This is a genomic window from Citrobacter sp. Cpo103, assembly GCF_030332605.1.
In the GTDB taxonomy this organism is placed as follows: domain Bacteria; phylum Pseudomonadota; class Gammaproteobacteria; order Enterobacterales; family Enterobacteriaceae; genus Citrobacter; species Citrobacter portucalensis.
In genome coordinates this window covers 483009-498489 of sequence record NZ_JAOWHO010000029.1, presented here as the reverse complement: position 1 = coordinate 498489, position 15481 = coordinate 483009, and the positions used below count along the sequence as shown (strand labels likewise).

General features: G+C 52.6%; 12 protein-coding genes. 8 read left to right on the top strand and 4 right to left on the bottom strand.

From position 1 onward, the window contains the following. Window positions 1-117: 117 nt before the first annotated feature. Window positions 118-342 carry a cold shock-like protein CspD gene (gene cspD, locus OGX89_RS11050; protein WP_003036813.1) on the top strand — a complete coding sequence of 75 codons (225 nt, stop codon included), beginning with the start codon at window positions 118-120 and terminating at the stop codon, window positions 340-342. Between the two features lie 74 nt (window positions 343-416). On the opposite strand, the gene macB is transcribed toward cspD, so the two are convergent. Together macB and macA are read right to left on the bottom strand one after the other, a co-directional pair. After that, window positions 417-2363: a macrolide ABC transporter ATP-binding protein/permease MacB gene (gene macB / locus OGX89_RS11045; RefSeq protein ID WP_048215946.1), complete on the bottom strand. Its 1947-nt coding sequence runs from the start codon at window positions 2361-2363 to the stop codon at window positions 417-419. Continuing rightward, on the bottom strand, window positions 2360-3475 hold the full coding sequence (macA, locus tag OGX89_RS11040; RefSeq protein WP_003834288.1) for a macrolide transporter subunit MacA: 1116 nt from the start codon (window positions 3473-3475) through the stop codon (window positions 2360-2362). Before macA ends, macB begins: the two co-directional genes overlap by 4 nt. Before the next feature lie 159 nt (window positions 3476-3634). Between macA and OGX89_RS11035 the strand changes: the two genes are divergently transcribed. Continuing rightward, the gene (locus tag OGX89_RS11035) at window positions 3635-4585 is read left to right on the top strand and encodes a VirK/YbjX family protein (RefSeq protein ID WP_125112566.1); all 951 of its coding nucleotides are present in this window, start codon (window positions 3635-3637) and stop codon (window positions 4583-4585) included. On the opposite strand, the gene OGX89_RS11030 is transcribed toward OGX89_RS11035, so the two are convergent. Then, window positions 4582-6240 (bottom strand): ATP-dependent endonuclease, encoded by a 1659-nt coding sequence (locus OGX89_RS11030; protein ID WP_003834292.1) that lies wholly within the window; start codon window positions 6238-6240, stop codon window positions 4582-4584. The two genes, OGX89_RS11035 and OGX89_RS11030, sit on opposite strands and share 4 nt — an antisense overlap. A gap of 372 nt (window positions 6241-6612) precedes the next feature. On the opposite strand from OGX89_RS11030, the gene aqpZ reads away from it, so the two are divergent. The 5 genes from aqpZ (at window position 6613) to OGX89_RS11005 (ending at window position 13059) form a co-directional block, all read left to right on the top strand. Next, window positions 6613-7308 carry an aquaporin Z gene (gene aqpZ / locus OGX89_RS11025; RefSeq protein WP_003834293.1) on the top strand — a complete coding sequence of 232 codons (696 nt, stop codon included), beginning with the start codon at window positions 6613-6615 and terminating at the stop codon, window positions 7306-7308. Window positions 7309-7576: 268 nt separating this feature from the next. Next, a complete protein-coding gene (locus tag OGX89_RS11020; protein WP_286560460.1) occupies window positions 7577-8476 on the top strand; it encodes a LysO family transporter in 900 nt (299 codons plus the stop codon). A 155-nt stretch (window positions 8477-8631) separates the two neighbouring features. Then, complete coding sequence (gene hcp, locus OGX89_RS11015; protein WP_008785224.1) at window positions 8632-10284, top strand: hydroxylamine reductase; 1653 nt, start codon at window positions 8632-8634, stop codon at window positions 10282-10284. Between the two features lie 10 nt (window positions 10285-10294). Then, window positions 10295-11263: an NADH oxidoreductase gene (gene hcr / locus OGX89_RS11010; protein ID WP_125112567.1), complete on the top strand. Its 969-nt coding sequence runs from the start codon at window positions 10295-10297 to the stop codon at window positions 11261-11263. Between the two features lie 179 nt (window positions 11264-11442). Beyond that, the gene (locus OGX89_RS11005) at window positions 11443-13059 is read left to right on the top strand and encodes an FAD-NAD(P)-binding protein (RefSeq protein WP_286560456.1); all 1617 of its coding nucleotides are present in this window, start codon (window positions 11443-11445) and stop codon (window positions 13057-13059) included. A 69-nt stretch (window positions 13060-13128) separates the two neighbouring features. On the opposite strand, the gene OGX89_RS11000 is transcribed toward OGX89_RS11005, so the two are convergent. Beyond that, window positions 13129-13563, bottom strand: a complete 435-nt coding sequence (locus tag OGX89_RS11000) for a DoxX family protein (protein WP_003834302.1) — start codon at window positions 13561-13563, stop codon at window positions 13129-13131. Between the two features lie 152 nt (window positions 13564-13715). Here OGX89_RS11000 and poxB point away from each other — a divergent pair, with 152 nt between their 5' ends. Beyond that, on the top strand, window positions 13716-15434 hold the full coding sequence (poxB, locus tag OGX89_RS10995) for a ubiquinone-dependent pyruvate dehydrogenase (RefSeq protein WP_032943955.1): 1719 nt from the start codon (window positions 13716-13718) through the stop codon (window positions 15432-15434). The last annotated feature ends 47 nt before the right edge of the window (window positions 15435-15481 follow it).

The window sequence follows — 15481 nt, the reverse complement described above, 5'->3', positions numbered from 1 at the left end:
CCCCGCCTGATTTCTCTAAATTGTAGTTTCGAGAGTTGGCGAGGTTTTGAACAGCCCCCACTCCGCCACCGGTTCATTCCATCTTACTTATATAAGATTTACGAAGGATGTCGAAGTATGGAAACGGGTACTGTTAAGTGGTTCAACAACGCCAAAGGGTTTGGTTTCATTTGCCCCGAAGGCGGCGGCGAAGATATTTTCGCCCATTACTCCACCATTCAGATGGATGGTTACAGAACGCTAAAAGCCGGACAGTCTGTCCAGTTTGATGTCCACCAGGGGCCAAAAGGCAATCATGCCAGTGTCATCGTGCCTGTCATTGAAGCAGAAGCTGTCGCATAGCTCTTCTGTCTCATTGTGTACATCCCGCAGTCAAAATGCCAGCCCTTGCGGCTGGCATTTTTATCTCTGTGGCATTATTCCCGCGCCAGAGCATCTACCGGATCCAGACGTGCCGCATTCCGCGCCGGTAGCCAGCCAAACAACACCCCGGTTGCAGTCGAACACAGGAAAGCCGTCAACAGCGCGACGGGTGAAAATCCAATTTCCCAGCCCGGCAGAAATAGCTGTAGCGTAAAGGCGATCAGCATCGACAGGCTAATGCCCAACGCGCCGCCAACCAGACACACCAACACTGCTTCAATTAAGAACTGTTGCAGCACGTCACTGGCGCGAGCGCCAACCGCCATACGAATGCCAATCTCACGCGTTCGTTCGGTTACCGAAACCAGCATAATATTCATCACGCCAATCCCACCGACCACCAGCGAAATCACCGCCACCAGCGTCAGGAAGAGTTGTAATGTACGTGTGGTCTTTTCGGCGGTTTTCAAGATACCGTCCATATTCCAGGTGAAGAAATCCTTTTTACCGTGGCGCAACGTCAACAGTCGGGTCAGTTGCTGTTCGGCCTGGGCACTGTCAAAACCATCCTTCACCCGCACGGTGATCGAGTTCAGCCACGACTGTCCCATTATGCGCCCGGACATAGTGCTGTAAGGCAGCCAGACACGCAGGATCTTGCTACTGCCAAACATCGACTGTTTCTCTTCTGCAACACCAATCACCGTGGCAGGCATATTCCCCACCAGCACGACCTCGCCAACAACTTTCGCTTTGTTGGGGAACAACTGACGACGGGTATTGCTGTCGAGCACCACCACCTGAGCACGCCCCGCCAGTTGCTCGGCGTTAAAGGTGGTCCCTTCGCTAAATGTCATGCCGTAGACGTTGAAATAGTCGCCGCTAACGCCATTAGCACTGGCAGCAACATCGATGTTGCCATAGCGTAACCGCAGGTTCTTCGACACTGCAGGCGTTACTGAACTGACCCAGGGCTGCTTCTGTAGCGCCGTCAAATCGTCATACTTCAACGCCTGTTGATATTGCGGATCGTCGTCGCCGAAATCTTTGCCTGGATAGATATCAATGGTGTTAGTACCAATAGCGCGAATATCTGCCAGTACCAGCTGTTTAGCCGCATCGCCTACCACCACAATCGACACCACCGAAGCAATACCGATGATGATCCCAAGCATGGTCAGAAGCGTTCGCATTTTATTCGCGGCCATTGCCAGCCAGGCCATGGTAAGCGCTTCACGAAAACCGCTGACAAATTGGCTCCAGCCGGATGCCGTTTTCACCGTTGGCTCCGCGATATCGCGTCCGCCAGAGGGTTTCTGTGGCGGTGGATTGCGCACAATCTCGCCGTCACGAATTTCAATGACCCGTTCGGCCTGCGCGGCGACCTGGCTGTCGTGAGTAACGATAATTACCGTATGCCCGCGATCGCGCAGCTGATGCAAAATCGCCATCACCTCTTCGCCGGAATGGCTATCCAGTGCACCGGTGGGTTCGTCGGCAAGAATAACCTGCCCCCCGTTCATCAGCGCACGCGCGATACTGACCCGCTGCTGCTGACCACCGGAAAGCTGGGAAGGTTGATAGTCAACCCGGTCACCCAACCCCAGCCGCTGGAGTAATTCCTGCGCACGCGCCAGGCGCTGCTTACGTTCAGTGCCAGCGTAGACCGCGGGTACCTCAACGTTTTGTGCGGCGGTTAAATGCGACAGCAGGTGATAGCGCTGGAAGATAAAACCAAAATGCTCACGACGGAGTTGCGCTAGCGCATCGCTATCCAGCGTAGAGACATCGCGTCCGGCAACGCGATACGTACCGCTGGTTGGCTTATCCAGACAGCCGAGAATGTTCATCAGCGTCGATTTACCCGAACCCGACGCCCCGACAATCGCCACCATTTCCCCGGCCTGAATGCTCAAGGATACGTCCTTCAACACCTCAACCTGGCCTTCACCTGACGGATAGCTGCGGCGGATATGGCTCAGCTCAAGCAATGCTGTCATTTTGCAGCTCCAGCGTTGCCCTCACCGGTAATGACTTCATCCCCCTCTTCCAGCCCTTTCACGATCTCCACATCGGTGTCATTACGCGCGCCGATAACCACTTCACGTTCGCGGGTTTCGCCGTTACGCAGCAGCCTGACGTTATAACGATTATTGCCAATAGGATCGCCCAGCGCCGACAGCGGGATGGTCAGGACATTTTTGACATCCGTGAGCTGGATATGGACCTGCGCGGTCATATCCAGACGCAGGATCCCTTTCGGGTTTGGAACTTCGAAGCGGGCATAGTAGAAAATCGCATCATTCACTTTCTCTGGCGTCGGAAGAACATCTTTGAGTTTACCTTCATAGCGTGTTTGCGGATCGCCCAGCACGGTAAACCAGGCCCTTTGCCCTGGATGCAGGTGAATTACATCAGCCTCAGAAACCTGCGCTTTTACCAGCATGGTGCTCATATCCGCCAGCGTCAGAATATTAGGGGCCTGCTGGGCGGCAATAACGGTTTGCCCTTGCAGCGTAGTAATTTGCGTTACTTCGCCAGCCATTGGCGCAACGATGCGGGTGTAATCAAGGTTGGTTTTTGCCGTATCGAGTGAGGCCTGATTACGTTTAATTTGCGCGTCAATTGTGCCAATTTGCGCCTGTTTGACCGCCATTTCGGTGGCCGCCGTGTCGAGATCCTGCTGTGAAACAGCCTGGGTTTTCGCCAGCTGTTGTTGGCGGGAAAGAGTAACCCGCGCCAGCTTCCACTCAGCTTCGGCTTGTAAACGCTGGGCGCGCAATTCCATCAGCGTTGCTTCAACCTCTTTGATTTGGTTTTGCGCCTGTTCAGGATCGATAACGCCGAGCAACTGATCCTTTTTTACTTTATCGCCAATCGCAACCGACAGCGTTTTTAACTGCCCGCTGACCTGCGCCCCGACGTCAACTTTACGCAGCGCATCCAGCTTACCGGTAGCCAACACGCTTTGCTGCAGATCGCCAGGACGAACAATTAATGTTTGATACTGAGGTAAAGGCGCATTAAGCGTTCGCCAAAGTGCAATTACCGCCACAATAAGGATGATGGCGAACAGAAAATAGCGTTTTTTGATTTTTCCCTTGAGCTTCATAAATGTCCCAATTCCCCCAATACGTCCACCAGAGTGGAGTGCTAAACATCAACGTTAAATAAATCGCCGTTGAAAAGCGCAAGAATAACAGAGTTATTGATGAATGGTTAAGATCCGCTGTGCTGAAATTAGTACAAGGGTATCAATCGGATTTATATTATGAGCCAGCTAACTGAAGGCACTTTTCATTCTTCAAAACCAGTTACAAGTTTTAGCCTCTTTTGTAGCCTGATGACCGGACATTGGCGCCCCGGACAATTTTGGCATCAGCGTAGCTTTCGTCGTAAGTTTTTGTTGCGCTCAGCGCTTATGCCGCGATTAACGCGCGAATGGATGACCGAGTTGGCGCAATGGCCTGACCTTGATAGCATACTTGCACGCCAGCCACGATTGCCGGTTCGTTTGCATCGCGCCTATCTCGCGAAAAATCTTGACCACAAAACGAAACTGGATGCCGTGCGTTATCATTACAATGCTATCCGTAGCTTTTTTTCAGCCACTGAATTTAAGAATTATTTAAGTGAAGATGGATTACAACTAGCACAAATTGAGGGAAAAAATAGCGAAGTATTTAGCGTAATAATGACTTCATTCATCATACTGGATAAAGAAGGTGAAAGCACCATTCTGGTACGCAATTGCACTGGCGAGACTTTAGCGGAAATGACGTTTACGCTGTGCAATTATGAAGGGAGCAGTACACTGTTTATTGGCGGGTTACAGGGAGGCAGCCGATTACTGCCACATGAAGAAATTCAAAAAGCGACCAAATCATGCCATGGGATTTTCCCAAAACGTATTGTGATGGAAGCCATTTGCTGTTTTGCGGAACAATTAAATATCGAACAAATTCTGGCTGTAAGCAATGAACAGCATATTTTTCGCAGCCCGCGCTACGACGATAAAAACAAGGTAATCCTTTCCGACTACAACACTTTTTGGGAGTCGGTTGGCGGTGAGTGCGACAGCAACGGGTACTATCATATTCCGCGCACGCTGGCGCGAAAAAGCGAGGCGGATATTGCGAGCAAAAAACGCGCAGAATACCGCCGCCGCTATCAGCTACTGGACAGCATCCATTCGCAGCTGTCGTCGATGTTTCGCCACTAATCCGCTCTGCCGCGTGCCAGCCACAGCACGCGGGAAAACATTTTTCGCAGCAGCGTTGGCACCGCATCAACGCCCCGCCGCCCGGCTTCCATCGCCACCTCGATCGCCAGATCCGGTTTTGACGACCGATGAATCGCCTTGGAGATTATTTTGCGCATATTCATAGGCACGTTCTCCGGAATTTGCGCCACCCGGTGAAAGACGTCAGCAAACCCCTGGCGATACATAAAGTGTTCCATATCCAGCGCGGGGAGCATGGTCAAATGCTCGCGCTCTTCCTCTCTGTCGTCATTCAATAAGCTACGTACCGTGGCGGCGTACTTTTTCCCGGCTTCATCTCCATCGACCAGCACATGCCACTCTATTCCCATCCGGCGGGCGAATTTAACCAGCGGCTTAAGACCGGACTGGGCAAATTCAATGACTTTAATCCCTTCCGCATCAAAGTGGTGTCCGCACTGGCGGGCCAGTTCGTTAATCACCCAGGTTTCCGTTTCACCTTCTACCAGCAGCCAGCAGCGGGCAAACAACGATGACGCACGATTAAAACGAATATGAAATGCGATTCGCCGACCATCTTCTGCACTGATCCCACCCGGCCCCAGCCGCCAGGCAGCGACGCGGGATGATTCACGTACCAGACGAACAACATGTTCAACAGGCGTAAGGGACAGCAGCTCACCGGAGTTGGTGGTCGCCACTCGCTGCAGAGGCAGTAAATTCAACAAGTGCCAGGCCACCGACAGCATGATGGGATGTAAACGCGTTTCTGGATCTTCCACCAGCAATAAAGGTCGGGCGTCTTTATCCAGCCTTAGCGTGCCTTTGGCCTGCAACAAGGTCGAAAACAGGCCCAACAGAATAACCCGGTGCGTACGTCCGCCGGGTTTATCAATCATGCGGTTAATAATGTCCAGATAGCGCCAGCTCCGTTGTTCGTTATTGGAGCGACGGCGCATCAGACGGTAGCGGGACTGGCCAGCCCCCTGCTCGGAAAAATAGTGCTCCAACAGCTGTACCATGGCCGATAAACCCTGACGGATCTGCCCGTCTGTCAGGTTTTGCGGCCGGGTAGCCAGCTCACGCGCCAGAAAATCCAGTTGGCGGGCAGTGACTTCGACATCCGCCGAATCTGGCACCGTACCGTTGCGGATCCGTCGCATAAATCGCGCGTCACGCAGACGCAGTACTGGCATCAGGCGCACGAGGTGTCGCGCCTGATCGTTAATGTCATCGAGAGGTAATGGATGGCCGTCGCCGTCAAGAAAACTGCGCAAGGTCAGAACGCTACCGTCATCCGCACACTCGCCTTCCAGGCGATAAAAAATGCGGTGATAGCCATCCTGGCACGGCGTCCAGCTGGCTTCCAGAGGACGATAGCGACGCACCCGGTGACGACCTGGTTGGGATTCACGAAACGTCAGGATAATGTGCAGGTGGTGTTCCCGGCCCTGTATATCACCCGGCGGGAACCAGAAATCCTCGCGGACAAAATGATACAGGTCTGACTCCGGCGACAGCAGCAGAGTCAAGGCATCCAGCAGACTGGATTTACCCCACGCGTTCTCCCCAATCAGCACGTTGCTCTGCTCCAGCATCAACGACAGACGGTTAATACCACGAAATCCAACAATCTCAACGCGTTCGAGAATCATATAGCCTCCGGAAATGCTAACTTTTTCCTTCAAGTTATCAGGAGTATAACGGCAAGCGGGCGCTCAGGACACCCGGTATGATCAGGAGGTTAGTAGCAGAAATTGAAAAATATAAGAATATTCTTCTTATGTTTTCCTCGGAATATTATTTCTGAACTCAATCATCACCTTTTCCTAATTGAACTATGCTTCATTCATCCAATATTCATAAAGGAATAACAACATATTGCCTTAAATCAAATTTTTTCATCAATTTAACTGGCGAAGGGATGATGTTTTTTTCTAAAATACCCGCTCTTTCATCATCGTCCCTTTTTAGCGATGAATTACCGGGCAAGGAACTCGAACCCGGAACTTTTAATTGAGGTGGTTATGTTCAGGAAATTAGCAGCTGAATTCTTCGGTACGTTTTGGCTCGTCTTTGGCGGGTGCGGTAGCGCAATACTGGCCGCAGCATTCCCGGAGTTGGGTATTGGATTTGCCGGTGTGGCCCTGGCGTTTGGTCTGACGGTACTGACCATGGCTTTCGCCGTAGGACATATTTCCGGTGGACACTTTAACCCAGCGGTAACCTTCGGTTTATGGGCTGGCGGTCGCTTCCCGGCAAAAGACGTTATTGGTTACGTTATTGCTCAGGTTGTGGGCGGTATTGTTGCAGCTGCGGCACTGTATCTTATTGCCAGCGGTAAAGCAGGTTTTGATGCAACGGCCAGTGGTTTTGCTTCGAACGGCTTTGGTGAACATTCACCAGGCGGTTATTCCATGCTTTCTGCCGTCGTCATTGAAATTATTCTGACCGCAGGTTTCTTATTAGTGATCCACGGCGCGACCGATAAACATGCTCCGGCAGGTTTTGCACCTATCGCAATTGGTCTGGCGTTAACACTGATTCACTTGATCAGTATTCCGGTCACCAACACTTCTGTAAACCCGGCACGTAGTACCGCAGTCGCCATCTTCCAGGGCGGTTGGGCACTGCAACAATTGTGGTTCTTCTGGGTTATGCCGATCATCGGTGGGGTACTCGGCGGTCTTATTTACCGCACTCTGCTGGAAAAACGCGATTAATCGCTAACAAAAAGACCTGACTATTGTCAGGTCTTTTTTCTCCACGCTATATTTCCTTTTATTTGCAACTTTACTCCCCTCTTTGCATTGAGTAGTGTGTATACCCGTTATACTTCAAGTTGCAGATGTGTTGACTGCGCTCGCTCCCCCCAGTCACGTACTTATGTACGCTCCCGGGGATTCACTCCCTTGCCGCCTTCCTGCAACTTGAATTATTTAGGTTATAGTGACGCATTTCGTCTTACTTCTCAGCAAGGATCTGATTTTCATGTTTTCAGGGCTGTTAATCATTCTGGTTCCCCTTATTGTGGGCTACCTTATTCCGCTCCGGCACAGGACTGCATTACAACTTATCAATCGCCTGTTAAGCTGGATCGTCTACCTTATTCTCTTTTTTATGGGTATTAGCCTGGCGTTTCTGGATAATCTCGCCAGCAACCTGTTAGCCATTCTTCATTATTCTGCGGTCAGCGTGACAGTCATTATACTATGTAATATTGCGGCGCTGTTCTGGCTGGAGCGTTCGCTGCCCTGGAGACACAACCACAAGCAAGAAAAGCTCCCTTCGCGAATTGCAATGGCGCTTGAGTCGCTTCAGCTTTGCGGCGTCGTCGTCATCGGTTTCCTGCTCGGCCTCACTGGGCTTCCCATTCTGCAACATGCCACCGAAGCCAGCGAATATACGTTAATCTTTTTACTGTTCCTGGTGGGGATTCAACTGCGCAACAGCGGTATGACCTTAAAACAAATTGTGCTGAACCGTCGGGGGATGATCGTGGCCGTCGTCGTCGTCGCCAGTTCGATGCTGGCGGGGGTTATCAATGCCTTGATCCTCGGTCTACCGCTGAAAACCGCGCTGGCGATGGCATCAGGTTTTGGCTGGTATTCCCTGTCCGGTATTCTGTTAACCGAATCATTCGGGCCCGTAATTGGTAGTGCCGCCTTCTTTAACGACCTGACCCGTGAGCTGATCGCCATTATGTTGATTCCAGGAATGGTGGGCCGCAGCCGCTCTACCGCGCTGGGATTATGCGGCGCAACATCAATGGATTTCACCCTGCCCGTTTTACAACGCAGCGGCGGTCTGGAAATGGTCCCGGCAGCCATCGTCCACGGCTTTATTCTGAGTCTGTTAGTGCCTCTGCTGATGGCGTTTTTCTCCGCCTGACGCCGGGACAAATACCTCTCTGGCGGTAGTCAGCTACCGCCAAAATTGCGCTAAATCAATCTCCCTGCAAGTAGTAGCAGAAATCCCTTTTATCCCTTCGCGCACAGGCATAATCTTAAACATGTATATTAAATATAACTTTAAAAGGTGTGACCATGTTTTGTGTGCAATGTGAACAAACCATCCGTACTCCGGCAGGAAACGGCTGCTCTTACGCGCAGGGTATGTGCGGTAAAACGGCTGAAACCTCCGATTTGCAGGATCTGCTGATTGCTTCCCTACAAGGTCTGTCTGCATGGGCTGTTAAAGCACGTGAATACGGCATCATCGACCATGAGGTTGATAACTTTGCGCCGCGTGCGTTCTTCTCCACACTGACGAACGTTAACTTCGATTCCCCGCGTATTGTTGGCTATGCCCGTGAAGCTATCGCCATGCGCGACGCCCTGAAAGCGCAATGCCTGAACATCGACGCGAACGCAGCGGTCACCAACCCGATGGCCGATCTGCAACTGGTCAGCGACGATCTGGGTGACCTGCAACGTCAGGCCGCTGAATTTACTCCGAACAAAGACAAAGCAGCCATCGGCGAGAACATTCTCGGCCTGCGTCTGCTGTGTCTGTACGGCCTGAAAGGTGCGGCAGCTTACATGGAGCACGCACACGTTCTCGGTCAGTACGACAACGAAATCTACGCTCAGTACCACAAAATCATGGCATGGCTGGGTACCTGGCCTGCCGATATGAACGCTCTGCTGGAGTGTTCAATGGAAATCGGCCAGATGAACTTCAAAGTGATGAGCATTCTGGACGCCGGTGAAACCACCAAATACGGTCACCCAACCCCGACTCAGGTCAACGTAAAAGCGACCGAAGGTAAGTGCATCCTGATCTCCGGTCACGACCTGAAAGATCTGTACAACCTGCTGGAGCAGACCGAAGGTACTGGTGTTAACGTCTATACCCACGGTGAAATGCTGCCGGCGCACGGCTACCCGGAACTGCGTAAGTTCAAGCACCTGATCGGTAACTACGGCAGCGGTTGGCAGAACCAGCAGGTTGAATTCGCTCGCTTCCCTGGCCCAATCGTGATGACCTCTAACTGCATCATCGACCCGACCGTTGGCGCGTACGACGACCGTATCTGGACCCGTAGCATCGTCGGTTGGCCGGGTGTGAGCCACCTCGAAGGCGACAACTTCGGTCCGGTTATCGCTCAGGCACAGCAGATGGCTGGCTTCCCGTACAGTGAAATTCCGCACCTGATCACCGTAGGTTTCGGCCGTCAGACCCTGCTGGGCGCTGCTGATACCCTGATCGACCTGGTGAGCCGCGAAAAACTGCGTCACATATTCCTGGTTGGCGGTTGTGACGGTGCACGTGGTGAACGTAACTACTTCACCGACTTCGCCACCAGCGTGCCGGATGACTGCCTGATCCTGACCCTTGCTTGCGGTAAATACCGCTTCAACAAACTGGAGTTCGGCGATATCGAAGGTCTGCCGCGTCTGGTGGATGCTGGTCAGTGTAACGATGCTTACTCTGCCATCATCCTGGCGGTAACCCTGGCTGAGAAACTGGGCTGTGGCGTGAACGATCTGCCGCTGTCTCTGGTGCTCTCCTGGTTCGAACAGAAAGCGATTGTTATTCTGCTGACCCTGCTGTCTCTGGGCGTGAAAAACATCGTTACTGGCCCGACTGCGCCTGGTTTCTTCACACCGGATCTGCTGGCAGTTCTCAACGAGAAATTTGGTCTGCGTTCCGTGACCACCGTTGAAGAAGACATGAAGCAACTGCTGAGCGCGTAAGGAGTAAAGAATGACAATGCCAACTCATCAGTGCCCATGGCGGATGCAGGTTCACCACATCCATCAGGAAACGCCGGATGTATGGACAATTTCGTTGCTGTGCCACGATTATTATCCTTACCGCGCCGGGCAGTATGCACTGGTCAGCGTACGTAATTCAGCGGATACGCTGCGTGCTTACACCATTTCTTCAACGCCGGGCGTTAGCGAGTACATCACGTTGACCATCCGCCGGATTGACGATGGCGCAGGTTCACAGTGGCTAACCCGCGACGTGAAGCGCGGCGACTATATCTGGCTGTCGGATGCAATGGGTGAGTTCACCTGTGAAGATAAAGTGGAAGACAAGTTCCTGATGCTGGCCGCCGGCTGTGGTGTCACGCCAATCATGTCAATGCGTCGCTGGTTGGCAAAGTACCGTCCACAAGCGGATGTACAGGTAATCTTTAACGTTCGCTCGCCGCAAGATGTCATTTTTGCCGACGAGTGGCGCGAATATCCGGTGACATTAGTTGCTGAAAACAATGCCACAGAAGGTTTTGTTTCCGGCCGACTGACGACTGAACTGCTGAAAAGCGTACCGGATCTGACCTCGCGTACCGTGATGACCTGTGGCCCGGCACCGTATATGGATCTGGTCGAGAAAGAAGTCAAAGCGCTGGGCGTGACGCGCTTCTTTAAAGAGCAGTTCTTCACACCTGTTGCCGAAGCCGCCACCAGCGGTCTGAAGTTTACCAAGCTACAGCCGGCGAAAGAGTTCTACGCGCCGGTGGGCAGTACGCTGCTGGATGCGCTGGAAAGCAACAAGGTTCCGGTTGTCGCCGCATGCCGTGCAGGCGTTTGCGGCTGCTGCAAAACCAAAGTGGTTGACGGTAACTACACGGTCAGCAGCACCATGACGCTGACCGACGCAGAAATCGCTGAAGGTTATGTGCTGGCTTGTTCCTGTCATCCGCAGGGTGATTTAGTGCTGGCGTAATTGGCCGGTATCTAATGTGCAAAAGGCTGCCTGGCTGTACCGGGTGGCCTTTTTTTATGCTGTCAGGCGTTGCAAAATTCTGATGTTTTCACTCTCCCCGCAAATTATCGACCACACTTACCCTGCGCATATTAAACATAATCCCCGACTAGTACGTCGAACTTTCTACAAGGATCCCCATGAAAAAAGTGGCCATTGTCGGCGTCGGTCCCACCGGGATTTATACGTTTCATGCCCTGGTTGAGCGCGGTGAACCGCTGGAAATAGAGCTTTACGAGCAAGCTGAAGAGGCGGGCGTTGGCATGCCTTATAACAGCGATAACAACGCAGACCACATGCTGGCAAATATAGCCAGCATTGAGATCCCACCGATTTATATCAACTATCTGACGTGGCTACAAAATCAAAGTGATGACTATCTGGCCCAGTTTCAGATTGAACGCACCTCTTTGCATGAGCGGCAATTTTTACCCCGCGTGATCCTCGGCGGCTATTATCGCGATCGTTTCTTAGCCATTGTCGATAAAGCGCAACAAGCCGGCTTCACGATTCGCGTACATGAAGCAAGCAAAGTCACCGACCTGCAAGCGACCCCGAATGGGGTTTCTTTGTGGATCAACCACGCTTCACAGCCCGTTGAGGTGGATTTCGCCGCTATCGCCACTGGTCATCTGTGGCCTGAAACGGATGCTCAGGCACGCAAATTTTTCCCCAGTCCGTGGACCGGTCTGATGGACGCGCAGATTGGTGCTTGCCGGGTAGGGATTCTGGGCACCTCGTTAAGTGCTATCGACGCCGCGATGGCTGTGGCCAGTCAGCATGGCACCTTCACTACCAATACCGACCATTCACTGCAATTCACACCTAAATCCGACAGTCAAAACCTGAAACTGACCCTGATGTCGCGCAGCGGGGTACTGCCTGAAGCGGATTTTTACTGCCCCCTTCCGTATGAATCGCTGAATATCGCGACGCCAGAAGCGATTGAAGATGCCATTGCCCATGGCCAAAACGGATTACTGGACCGCATCTTTCAGCTTATGGCGCAACAACTGCAAGACGCAGCGCCAGGCTGGTGCCAACAGGTGGCGCTTGCGACGCTTAACGCCGACACGTTCCCCGAAGTCTATTTCGCCGACAGGCTCAGACATGACCCTTTTGACTGGGCGAGACGTAACCTGGTAGAAGTTGAGCGCAACAAGCAAAAACAACATACCGTCGCCTGGCGCTATACCTTGCTGCGCCTGCACGAGGTTATCGAGGAGATAGTCCCTCATCTTGATACCCGCGACGAAAAACGTTTTAGGTGCGGACTGGCGCGGGTATTTATTGATAACTATGCGGCAATCCCGTCAGAGTCAATTCGCCGAATGCTGGCGCTGCACGAAGCCGGGCTGATTGAGATCCTCGCGCTTGGCACAGATTATGAGCGTATGAATGAACAGGAAATGACGGTAATTTCCCACCACGGTCAGCGCAGCGAATTTGATGTGTTTATTGACGCCCGAGGACAACGGGCATTGCAGAGCAAAGATATCCCATTCCCAACGCTACGCGATCAACTGCAGGCCTGTGGCGATGAGATCCCGGATGTCGGCGAAGATTACACGCTGCAAGCGCCGGAAAACGCCCGCAATCGCATCGCTTTTGGCGGGCTGCCGTGGTTGATGCACGATCGTCCGTTTATTCAGGGATTAGTGGTCAGCGCTGAAATAGGCGCCGCAATGGCAAGGGCATTGACGCAGCGAGCGCTGAGACGTCGGCACAAACTATGGAACAGTGACGACATAGATTAGCGACAGATTGAACGACGAGGCGGAGCAATGCTACGCTTTCCCGCCTCGGTATTGACTCTCAGATGGTAACTATCGCCAGGCTGAATTTCCGGCAACGGAGTAACGCCCCGCCCCCAAAAACGCCACGGCCAGCGCGCCGATGAAGAAATAAACCAGACTTTCAATCGCCCATGCACCGGTTTTATCCAGTGTCCAGGTTTCGCCCATCCCGACCATCAACCATGCCACAACCATCGTAAACGCCAGCCCCAACGCCGCCGGACGCGTCAGGATGCCAAGAATAATCAGGCACGGTGCCACGACCTCTCCCAACAGAACGCCATACGCAATAAAGCCAGGGAAACCTTTCGCGATCAACATACCGCTGATGCCATCAATACCTGCAAAGAGTTTATGCAGCCCATGAAACAGCATCAGCCCACCGACGGCAAAGCGTAACAATAACTTGCCAAAATCTTCGTGAGTCAGCACTCGGTTAACTGAATTTAATAGTTTTATAACCATTTGAATTTATTCCTTGTTTCACCATGTCCAAAACAAACTACGCTTAATACAGGTTAAATGAAACCTGCCGGAAATAAGGGGGAAATGAGAAGCATAACTATTATCTTCATCTAAACTTGTAACCGGTATCACATTAGAGGAGAAGGAAAACCATGAAACAAACGGTTGCCGCTTTTATTGCTAAAACACTCGAACAGGCTGGCGTAAAACGCATTTGGGGTGTAACGGGTGACTCGCTAAATGGTCTGAGTGACAGTCTGAATCGTATGGGAACAATTGACTGGATGCCAACCCGTCATGAAGAGGTTGCAGCCTTCGCTGCGGGCGCTGAAGCGCAGTTGACGGGCGAACTGGCCGTCTGCGCAGGCTCGTGCGGGCCAGGCAACCTGCACCTGATCAACGGGCTATTTGATTGTCACCGTAACCACGTCCCGGTACTGGCAATCGCCGCGCATATTCCCTCCAGTGAAATAGGCAGCGGTTATTTTCAGGAGACCCACCCGCAAGAGTTGTTCCGCGAATGTAGCCACTATTGCGAGCTGGTTTCCAGCCCAGAACAGATCCCACAGGTGCTGGCAATTGCCATGCGTAAGGCGGTGCTCAACCGTGGCGTCTCCGTGGTGGTTTTACCCGGTGACGTGGCGCTAAAACCTGCGCCTGAAAGCGCCACCACGCACTGGTATCATGCGCCGCTCCCGGTGGTGACTCCACAAGAAGAAGAGCTGAGAAAACTGGCGCAACTGCTGCGCTACTCCAGCAATATCGCCCTGATGTGCGGCAGCGGCTGTGCCGGTGCACATAAAGAACTGGTTGAATTTGCGGCTAAAATCAAAGCGCCGATTGTTCACGCCCTGCGTGGTAAAGAGCATGTTGAGTACGATAACCCCTATGACGTGGGAATGACCGGGCTGATTGGCTTTTCATCCGGCTTCCATACCATGATGAATGCCGACACACTTATCCTGCTTGGCACCCAGTTCCCCTATCGCCCGTTCTACCCCACCGATGCCAAAATTATTCAGATTGATATCAATCCGGCGAGCATTGGCGCGCACAGTAAAGTTGATATGGCGCTGGTTGGCGATATTAAATCCACTCTCCGTGCCCTACTGCCGCTGGTGGAGGAAAAAACCGAGCGGCAGTTCCTGGACAAAGCGCTGGAGCACTATCGCGAGGCGCGCAAAGGGCTGGATGATTTAGCCAAACCCAGCGATAAAGCCATTCACCCGCAGTATCTGGCGCAGCAGATCAGCCACTTTGCCGCTGACGATGCCATCTTTACCTGCGACGTTGGCACGCCAACGGTGTGGGCAGCACGCTATCTGAAAATGAACGGCAAACGTCGCCTGCTCGGATCGTTTAACCACGGGTCGATGGCGAATGCCATGCCGCAGGCACTCGGCGCACAAGCCACAGAACCAGGACGCCAGGTTGTGGCAATGTGCGGTGACGGCGGCTTTAGCATGCTGATGGGAGACTTTCTGTCGGTTGTCCAGATGAAGCTGCCGGTGAAGATTATTGTCTTCAACAACAGCGTGCTGGGATTTGTCGCAATGGAGATGAAAGCGGGCGGTTATCTGACCGACGGCACCGAACTGCACGACACCAACTTCGCGCGGATTGCCGAAGCCTGCGGCATTACAGGCATTCGCGTGGAAAAATCCTCAGAGGTTGATGAAGCGCTACAAAGGGCGATGTCGATTGACGGCCCGGTGCTGGTCGATGTAGTCGTGGCGAAAGAAGAGCTGGCGATCCCGCCGCAGATCAAACTCGAACAGGCCAAAGGTTTTAGCCTGTATATGCTGCGCGCAATCATCAGCGGACGCGGTGATGAAGTGATCGAACTGGCGAAAACGAACTGGCTCAGGTAAAACATCCTTATTAAATCACACACAAAATCATTCATGATGCATCTAGG

Bases quoted from the DNA above. Each gene is read 5' to 3' on its own strand.
- OGX89_RS11030 (WP_003834292.1), bottom strand. From the start codon at position 6,240: ATGATTCTCGAACGCGTTGAGATTGTTGGATTTCGTGGTATTAACCGT.
- poxB (WP_032943955.1), top strand. From the start codon at position 13,716: ATGAAACAAACGGTTGCCGCTTTTATTGCTAAAACACTCGAACAGGCT.
- OGX89_RS11005 (WP_286560456.1), top strand. From the start codon at position 11,443: ATGAAAAAAGTGGCCATTGTCGGCGTCGGTCCCACCGGGATTTATACG.
- OGX89_RS11020 (WP_286560460.1), top strand. From the start codon at position 7,577: ATGTTTTCAGGGCTGTTAATCATTCTGGTTCCCCTTATTGTGGGCTAC.
- macA (WP_003834288.1), bottom strand. From the start codon at position 3,475: ATGAAGCTCAAGGGAAAAATCAAAAAACGCTATTTTCTGTTCGCCATC.
- hcp (WP_008785224.1), top strand. From the start codon at position 8,632: ATGTTTTGTGTGCAATGTGAACAAACCATCCGTACTCCGGCAGGAAAC.
- hcr (WP_125112567.1), top strand. From the start codon at position 10,295: ATGACAATGCCAACTCATCAGTGCCCATGGCGGATGCAGGTTCACCAC.
- aqpZ (WP_003834293.1), top strand. From the start codon at position 6,613: ATGTTCAGGAAATTAGCAGCTGAATTCTTCGGTACGTTTTGGCTCGTC.
- cspD (WP_003036813.1), top strand. From the start codon at position 118: ATGGAAACGGGTACTGTTAAGTGGTTCAACAACGCCAAAGGGTTTGGT.
- OGX89_RS11000 (WP_003834302.1), bottom strand. From the start codon at position 13,563: ATGGTTATAAAACTATTAAATTCAGTTAACCGAGTGCTGACTCACGAA.
- OGX89_RS11035 (WP_125112566.1), top strand. From the start codon at position 3,635: ATGAGCCAGCTAACTGAAGGCACTTTTCATTCTTCAAAACCAGTTACA.
- macB (WP_048215946.1), bottom strand. From the start codon at position 2,363: ATGACAGCATTGCTTGAGCTGAGCCATATCCGCCGCAGCTATCCGTCA.